7 protein-coding genes and 1 pseudogene are annotated in these 6,464 nt (G+C 33.3%); 4 read left to right on the top strand and 4 right to left on the bottom strand.

Features of this window, described 5'->3' with window-relative positions; genetic code table 11:
• The coding region (locus J7J00_RS24970) for an integrase core domain-containing protein (RefSeq protein ID WP_214795571.1) at positions 1-197 on the top strand (197 nt) is incomplete at its 5' end.
• A gap of 566 nt (positions 198-763) precedes the next feature.
• The gene (locus J7J00_RS24965) at positions 764-1,534 is read left to right on the top strand and encodes an SDR family NAD(P)-dependent oxidoreductase (RefSeq protein WP_214795569.1); all 771 of its coding nucleotides are present in this window, start codon (positions 764-766) and stop codon (positions 1,532-1,534) included.
• Between the two features lie 229 nt (positions 1,535-1,763).
• Here J7J00_RS24965 and J7J00_RS24960 read toward each other — a convergent pair whose 3' ends face one another.
• Positions 1,764-2,981 (bottom strand): helix-turn-helix transcriptional regulator, encoded by a 1,218-nt coding sequence (locus tag J7J00_RS24960; protein ID WP_396020610.1) that lies wholly within the window; start codon positions 2,979-2,981, stop codon positions 1,764-1,766.
• 401 nt (positions 2,982-3,382) lie between these two features.
• On the opposite strand from J7J00_RS24960, the gene J7J00_RS24955 reads away from it, so the two are divergent.
• Positions 3,383-3,907, top strand: coding sequence for an SDR family NAD(P)-dependent oxidoreductase (locus J7J00_RS24955; protein ID WP_309487242.1), 525 nt, complete (start codon positions 3,383-3,385; stop codon positions 3,905-3,907).
• Here the strand turns inward: J7J00_RS24955 and J7J00_RS24950 are convergent.
• Positions 3,834-4,007, bottom strand: coding sequence for an SDR family NAD(P)-dependent oxidoreductase (locus J7J00_RS24950; RefSeq protein WP_214795563.1), 174 nt, complete (start codon positions 4,005-4,007; stop codon positions 3,834-3,836). The genes J7J00_RS24955 and J7J00_RS24950 overlap by 74 nt on opposite strands.
• 148 nt (positions 4,008-4,155) lie before the next feature.
• Here J7J00_RS24950 and J7J00_RS24945 point away from each other — a divergent pair, with 148 nt between their 5' ends.
• Entirely contained in the window at positions 4,156-4,704 is a 549-nt protein-coding gene (locus tag J7J00_RS24945) for a TetR/AcrR family transcriptional regulator (protein WP_214795561.1), read from the top strand.
• Between the two features lie 465 nt (positions 4,705-5,169).
• Here the strand turns inward: J7J00_RS24945 and J7J00_RS24940 are convergent.
• Both J7J00_RS24940 and J7J00_RS24935 read right to left on the bottom strand, forming a co-directional pair.
• Positions 5,170-5,383: pseudogene (locus J7J00_RS24940) on the bottom strand (ROK family transcriptional regulator); the annotation flags it as partial.
• Between the two features lie 49 nt (positions 5,384-5,432).
• Entirely contained in the window at positions 5,433-6,443 is a 1,011-nt protein-coding gene (locus tag J7J00_RS24935) for a carbohydrate kinase family protein (RefSeq protein WP_214795557.1), read from the bottom strand.
• Between the last annotated feature and the right edge of the window lie 21 nt (positions 6,444-6,464).

Here is a 6,464-nt window from a genome sequence, read left to right as displayed (position 1 = left end):
ATAATGCCTGTATTGAATCCTTTCATGCCCTATTAAAGAAGGAAGAAGTCAACCACGTACAATATCTAGACTATCAAACAGCTAAATTAGCGATGTTCCAATTTATTGAAGGTTGGTATAACCGAAAAAGAATTCACAGCAGCTTGGGTTATCAAACCCCACAAGCCATTGAAGATCGAATTAGGAATACAGCTTAAGATTTAACTTTTTAGTGTCCAAAATATTGACTCAAATCCAATGTCTAATATGTATTCTCCTTTTTGTTCAATTAAAGCGCCCGATTGTTGTATAAGGGATGGCACCATGCAGATATACAACGTTAAGTACAAAATGTTACCAAATACGATTTTGGGAACGCATAAAATTGAATTTTATATAGATTACAGTGAACCGTGCAATAAGAAATTGTTGTCACTTATTTATTCATATTCAACAATTTCAGTTTGTACAAATGAAGGAAGTAATGCACCCTTTCGTTTAAGTACACTCCTTTACAAGCTAAGCTTTCAAAGTGGATGGTAACTACTGACCTATTTTTAATAGGTTATTTCTTACGTAACCAGGTAAAATAAATTAAAGATTTTAAAATGATAAAAAATAAATAACCTATAAATTATTATAAAAATCTTTAAAAACACATATTCCCTTATAACGAATTAAATTAAAATTAAGCCGTAATATAAATCTTGTTTATTTAGCTGACTTACAAGCTGCTTTACCACGTTTAATAAAGCACTTGTTAGGAAGAAAAGGAGAAGAATGAATGGGAAAACTAGTTGGAAAAGTTGCCGTTATTACAGGAGCAGGTGGCGGATTAGGTAAGTATATTGCACTTCGCTTCGCGGAAGAAGGGGCAAAACTTTCTTTATGCGATATCAATCCAGAAGGGCTTCAAGAAACAGCCGAATTATGCAAAAGTAAAGGCGCTGTTGTATTTGCAAACGCTTTTGATGCTTCCGATTTTGACCAGTCAGAAAAATTTATTTCTGCTACGGTGGAACATTATCAAACAGTAGATATTTTAGTGAATTTGGCTATCGCTATTAAGACGCCTCATTCATTCTTAGAGCATACGAGAGAAACACTTGATATAAGCTATCAAACTGGACTCGTTTCAACATGGAACTTTATGAAGTTGTGTTATCCATATCTTAAAGAAAATGGCGGTAAAGTAATTAATTTTGGATCGGGATCTGGGGATCAAGGTCAGGAGGGATATGCAGCTTATGCAGCTATTAAGGAAGCAATCCGTGGTCTCTCTAGGGTAGCTGCCCGTGAATGGGGTCCTGATAATATCAATGTAAATGTGGTAAATCCAGGAGCCATCACAGATGTTATCCAAGCGTATCTCGATCAACTACCGGAAGAGCAACGTGATCCAATATATTTAGGTTTCGAGCAAACTGCTATCAGAAGATTTGGAACGCCGTATGAGGATATCGCACCAGCAGTATTGTTCCTAGCAAGTGAAGATTCTAGACACATAACTGGGCAAACAATAAATGTAGATGGTGGCGTCAACATTCATGCATAGATAATGAAATAGAGTGAAAGGCTTCCTATTATTCAGGTAGATAATCCAATATTTCAACCCGTTTTATGAAGAGGTCAATCCATTTGAAACGATTAAATCACTAAAGAAGTGAACAAGCTTTTCTAATGGATGTCTTTGCTGAGTAACATAAAATGATTCAATAAAAACCGCTAATTCCTAATAAATTAGCGGCTTTTTACTTAAATGCACGATTGAGTAAGAGCGAGAACTAATAAATGAATGAGTGGATTTTCCGGTATTGATTTGGTGTTAATCCAGTATATTTTTTAAATATGCTTGAAAAGTAACTTTGATTATTGAAGTGAAGGAGCATACAAATGTCCGTCACAGAATGTTCAGATTGGATAAGTAATTTCTGAGCTTCTTTTATTTTTTCATCTTGAATATATTTTCCAAGCGGTTTGTTGGTTTCTTTTTTAAAAAGCTGTGACAAATATACGGGATTTAAATGAACCATGTCTGCTAAATCCTTTATAGAAATTTGTTCGAAAATATGATTGAATATATAGTTTTTACAAAATTTAACTACTTTAGAATGATTATTTCCTCTGTTTTCATTCATACGATCAACTATTGAATATAAGAAGTTATCTCCAATCGAGTAGACTTTTTGTAGTTCGGAAGTTTCTTCTACTTTTTGAATGCTAACATTACTCATCGTATAAGCAATTTCAGGATAAAGCCCACCGTCAATTGCTGCTCTTGTTGCAAGTGCAATCGAGATAATTGTTTGATTTTTAATGTTACGAAGGTGACTTTTTTTCGAAAGCAGACCCACACCTTCAATTTTGATTGTATCAAAATGTTGCAGTAGCTTTTCCTTATCCCCTTCTTTTACATATTGCCAGATTTTCTGTTCGACTCGATAATCCATATGAAAAGAAGCCTCAAGACGACGGTGGCGTACTAATTGTTCAATATGGGTTGATTTAATTTCATCAGAATACATTAATTGAGATCGGACTAACTCTTCTTCAAGCGGTTCTTGGCATATTAAATAATGTGTCAGGAAGCAAAGAGACAAAATTTGTTTTTGGTTTAGCCATTCTAATTGACTGTAATAAAGAAGCAACTCTTGCTGATAAGTAGAAGATATTTGATAGTCATGCATAATACCATTTACTATGTCCTCAGTAATCTCGTAGGAAGAAAAAGGCCCAATTATTATCGTTTCGATTGAAGACGAATGAAATACAACGAACGTTTCCAGATAGTTTGTTGTTCTGATTAAGGGGAAATTTTGCTGATCTTCAGGTTGAATGAGCCGGTTTATAAATTCTTCTATTGAGTGGAAAAGAGGATGTTTCAGATGGTCTCCATTTCTAAAAATATGATTCGTTTTATTGTTTAAAATAAAAATTGGAACATTATATGCATCACATATTATTTTAGAGATGAATTCTAAGTTTGGTTTCAATATTGGCACCTCCTTATTTTTGGAAAATAAAGTGATTTTATATATTATGCTGTAAAAATATATATTTAATAAGCAAAAGATTAATCTGACATACGATGATGAGTATGCCCCCTTCAATTGCATTTGCAAATAGGGACATTTGTAGTAAAAAAAGAGAATAGATAGAGCAAATGTCTTTAAGCTCTTCTATCCTCTAAAACTTTATAATTAAAATGGTTCTAGCTTATATTTTAACTTTTAATAAAATAGTTGGGTAAAGAGCTTTCTTTATTTAAAGCTTAGTTATTTATTTTAGAATAAGATTTGACCACCAGCACAATTAATCGTTGAACCGGTTAATAACTTACCGTTGTTCATAGCAAAAATCATTGCATCTGCGACTTCTTCGGCTGTTGCTGAAATATTTGGAGGTGTTGATAAATGAAGGTGCTGATGCAATTTTTGTAAAAGCAGATGTATCAAATGAAGAAGACGTAAAAGTATATGTTGAAAAAGCTGTTGAAAAATTCGGCACAATTAATTACTTCTTGAATAATGCTGGAATTATGGTGCCATTCCGTTTAGTACATGAATATGATTCAAATGAATATGACCGTATCATGAACATTAATGTTAAAGGTGCGTTTTTCGGTGTGAAATATGTGATTCCTGTGATGCTAGAAAATGGGGGTGGCACAATTATTAATACAGTTTCATCAAATTCGTTCAAACCAACTGCCTATAACGGTTTATACTCAGTTACAAAACATGCTGTGAATGGTTTAACGAAATCAATTGGTCAGGATTATCAATCTAAAAACATTTATGCTGTAGGTGTTGCACCAAACAATATGCAAACGAATATTGCTGCGAGTGCTGCTGTCACATTAACTGAAGAAATTGGAATGGCAATTCTACGCACATATCGGCTGTTTTTTGCCCATCTATTTCGTTAAAGTCTACAATGACTAATTTATATTGCTCTTTCGCTAATTTTAAAGCTGTGGCACGACCTAAACCTGTTGCTGCACCTGTAATTACTACTACATTACTCATTTTTGTTCCTCCTCAACTTATACATTACTAGAATGTATATCTAACTAGAATTATAGTGATAATAGTAAAATAAAGAACAACATCATAATCTTTAATGTATGTTATCCAACGTTTTTTGTGATATTGTTGGATTAAAAAGAGGTTTCACATGCAAAAACAAGACTTACGAGTAATCAAAACTAAAAAAAATTTATTTAATAAATTACTACAACTTCTTCAAACATATGATTTCAACGATATCACCGTCACAAAACTATGTGAGCATAGTGAAATAAATCGTTCAACATTTTATACACACTATTCGAATATCGATGATTTATTTGAAACACATATGATCGAAATTATGAATAAACTTAATGAAGAATACAAAATGGCCTACAATCGAATTTATTTACTTGAGAAGGCCGGTTTAACGAATGTCTTCCAACATATATTAGATAACAGAGATTTCTATGACATTCTTTTTTCTGAGAAGATTCCAACAAAATTTACTTTATTATTCATCCAACACTATATGCAATTGCCTAAAGAAATCATTTCTAAAACTGTCCGAAGTGAAATCGATTATGAGCTTTATTATACATTTTGTGCCAGTGCAACAATTGGTATAATTAATCATTGGCGTAAGACTGGCTATGCTAAATCAGCCTTAGAAATGAGTACACAAACAATGACATTTTTCTCTAATGAACTATAATTAATGGATTAATTACAATTAGTAAACTAATAAACCGACATAGAAATGTTACTTGGTCTCAATCCAGCTATCCTATAAAGGCACGAATATTGTTAAATCAATGTCCGTGCTTTTTTATGAGGAATATTTTTGCAAATCATTTTATACAGGTGGTTGAAACGGTTGATGAGGAATCGACTTTTTTACTTCTTTTTATAGAACTAAGACTTAACGATATTGGTTCCCCTTTCCTTAATAACCATTTACAAATCCCCCAATAAGTTATCTACAGAAAAATTCTCAAAAGAATCATGTTTCCTTCTTTAAGTGGGTTGCACCGATAGTTGCATAAAGAGAAAGCTTCCTTAAAGACAGCTCCGATCTTCAGCTAACGCACTCGTTAGTTCACAAAGAACCATTCTTATTAGGTTCACTATTGCAGATTTATTTTATCTTTTCTTGAACTTCACTCCCGTATTTCTCTCCTACTAAACAGCTAATTGAATCAAACTCATATTCCTCACGGATAGTTGCTTCTTTAGTTGCACTTCCATTTTCCAAAGCTTGCAGAGAATTTCGGTCATCATACTGAGGGACGAATAAAACCTCTCCTGAGAAACAAGCAACTTCCTCGCACCACGTCTCCATTTATCATAATTCCTACAACTGGACCTTTTTGACCGGAATACAAATATATGAGAATGATTGTCCTTATAAATAATGAACACAGTAAGGTAGTTTAAAACTTGTTACAAAATTTCATTCTCCCCCCTCTTTGTTGTTGCCCGTTGAGTAGAAATAAAATTTAATACATGTCGTTTTCCAGGTGCTGCCTGAATAGCTCCTTTTACGGAAGCAGTGAGTGCTCCACTTGCATTTGCAAAAGTAAGTAATCGTTGATGATTTTCACTCACTCTTTCACATAGATTTTCATTAGATACTTCAAGTGACACTAGTTCGGATAAGAAACCTCCGATAAATGCATCACCTGACCCTGTTGTATCCGAAACAATTACTTTAAATCCTTTGTCTTCATATTCCTCTCCATTTTTCAAATAAATATTTGCGCCATCACTTCCTTTTGTATATACGACTACTTTCACGTTACCGACAAAAAGGGATTTAATAGCTTCTTTTTCCTTATTAATATTTGTTATAAAATATAATTCTTCATCGGATACTTTTACAATATCAGCTAGAGGCAAGAAGTTTAGTATGGTACTCCGACAACTTTCTTCATCAGGCCATAAAGGAAGCCTGACATTAGGGTCAAAACTTACAATTCCACCTATTTTAGTAAATCTGTCTATCACTTTTATATGAGTTTGTTTCATTGGACTTTCAACTAAATCCACTGAGCAAAAGTGAAGCAGATCTCCTTGATTAAACCACTCTGACTTCACCTCATCTGGTGAAAGTAATAAATCAGCTGTATTCTTTCGATAAAAATTAAAACTTCTTTCTCCGAAATTATCTACAGATACAAATGCTAATCCAGTTTCTCCTTCATCGCTTCGAATAATATAGGAAGTGTCTACATTATTTCCTCGAAGCACGTCCATTAAATAATCACCAAAATTATCATTAGCTATCTTGGTTAGCATGACTGAATTCCCACCATATTTTGCAATTGCAATCGCAACGTTCATAGGAGCTCCACCGGCCACTCGTTCAAAACCAGTAACCTCTTTTAAAGATTTTTCTTTTTGAATAGGAATAAAATCAATTAATGTCTCACCAATACAAAAAACCTTTTTCAATGTATTCACCCCTAAACAAGG

The sequence above is a fragment of the Bacillus sp. ISL-4 genome (assembly GCF_018613275.1).
Lineage (GTDB): Bacteria > Bacillota > Bacilli > Bacillales > DSM-1321 > Peribacillus > Peribacillus simplex_E.
This window is presented reverse-complemented; position numbering and strand designations above follow the sequence as displayed.

Bases quoted from the DNA above. Each gene is read 5' to 3' on its own strand.
- J7J00_RS24945 (WP_214795561.1), top strand. From the start codon at position 4,156: ATGCAAAAACAAGACTTACGAGTAATCAAAACTAAAAAAAATTTATTT.
- J7J00_RS24950 (WP_214795563.1), bottom strand. From the start codon at position 4,007: ATGAGTAATGTAGTAGTAATTACAGGTGCAGCAACAGGTTTAGGTCGT.
- J7J00_RS24965 (WP_214795569.1), top strand. From the start codon at position 764: ATGGGAAAACTAGTTGGAAAAGTTGCCGTTATTACAGGAGCAGGTGGC.